Here is a 1652-nt window from a genome sequence, read left to right as displayed (position 1 = left end):
CCCCAGGGCCGTACCCGCCGGGTCCGGGCTGTCCCGGACCGTTCGGACCGCCACCGGGATACCCGGGGCCGGACTGACCAGGACCCGCGCCAGGCTGTCCAGGACCGCCCGGCCCCATTGGCCCGGGTCCTCCGCGTCCTCCGGCCCAGCCCGGCGAGGCCTGACCGTAGCCGAAGTCCGGGTGGCCGGGCCCGTACGGCCCCGCGTTCCCTGGTCCGAATTCGCCTGCGCCCGGTCCGTACGGGTGCCCGCCTGGCGCATAGGGACCAGCGCCGGCGCCGGGATACGGCTGCCCGGCCGCGCCATTGGCTCGCGTTCCCGGCCCGTACGACGCCGAGCCTGGTTCTCCCGCCGCGAACGCGTCCGAGGGGAACGCTCCTGGCCCGAACGCCTCCGGTCCGGCCGGCCCCGCCTGCGCGGCCCCGAATTGCTCAGGCCCGTACTGCTCAGGCCCGTACTGCTCGGCTCCGTACGGGCCAGGCGCGTACTGTTCGGGGCCATGCTGGTCAGGCCCGTACCAGTCAGCGCCGTACCGCCCGGTGCCGCCCTGCTCAGCCCCATACTGCTCAGCGCCGTACGCCTCAGGTCCGTACTGGTCAGGCCAGTACCGGCCGGAGTGGTGCTGCTCCGCCCCGTACTGCTCTGGCCGGCGCTGGCCGGGGTGGTGCTGCTCAGGTCCGTACTGGTCAGCGCCGTACCCGCCCGGCCCGTACTGCTCAGGACCGTACTGCTCAGGACCGTACTGCTCAGGACCGGACTGGCCAGAATGATGCTGCTCAGGCCCGTGCTGTCCGGGCCCGCGCTGGGCGGAGTGGTGCTGCTCAGGTCCGTACTGGTCCGCGCCGTACCGGCCAGGCCCGTACTGCTCACGGCCGTACTGGTCAGGTCCGTACTGGCCGGAGTGATGCTGCTCAGGTCCGTACGGCCCGGGCCCGTGCTGGCCAGCGCCGTAGTATTCAGGGCCCTGCTGGCCGGGGCCGTGCTGCTCACCGCCGTACGTCTCAGGTCCGTACTGGTCGGGCCCGTATTGTTCCGGCCCGCGCTGGTCAGCGCCATGCTGCTCAGGAGCGTAGCGCTCGGCGCCGTACGCCTCAGGTCCGTACCGGTCGGGTTCGTATTGCTCAGGGCCGCGCTGGTCAGCGCCGTACTGGCCCGGCCCGTACCCCTCAGGCCCGTATTGGTCAGGCCCGGACTCTCCTGAGCCGTACTGGTCAGCGCCGCGCCGGTCCCGCCCGCGGTCAGGCCCGTACTGGCCGGGGCCATACTGCCTGGTGCCGTGCTGGTCAGCCCCGTACCGCTCGTCGCCGTACTGGCCGCCACGCTGGTCAGGACCGTATTCATCGGCGCCGTACCGGTCGGGCCCTGGCTGGCGCGGACCGTATCGCCGCTGACCCTGCTCTGCACCGCGCTGGCCCCGGCCGGGACCGTACTTCGAGCTGCCTGGGGCGTCCGGCCTGCCCGGTCCTGGCCGCTGCCGCCGGTCCTGGCCGGAAGGCGCGTATCTGGGGTCCGCGTCATAGCCGGCGTTAGGCCCTTGTTCGTGCCTCGGGTCTGGCTGTCCCTGTCGTCCCGGACGGTCGGCGGCCGGTCCCTGAGCGGGGCCGCCCGCCCGGGGGCCGCCAGGCGCGGGACCGGGGACCCCGCCTGTGCCC

1 pseudogene is annotated in these 1652 nt (G+C 73.7%); it reads right to left on the bottom strand.

The features are described 5' to 3' along the window. Positions 1-1652 (bottom strand): annotated as a pseudogene (locus tag WA805_RS06800) (hypothetical protein); the annotation flags it as partial.

This window comes from Trebonia sp. (assembly GCF_049794275.1).
Taxonomy (GTDB): domain Bacteria; phylum Actinomycetota; class Actinomycetes; order Streptosporangiales; family Streptosporangiaceae; genus Trebonia.
The sequence above is the reverse complement of the archived record's forward strand: the minus strand, read 5'-3'. Positions and strand labels throughout refer to the sequence as shown.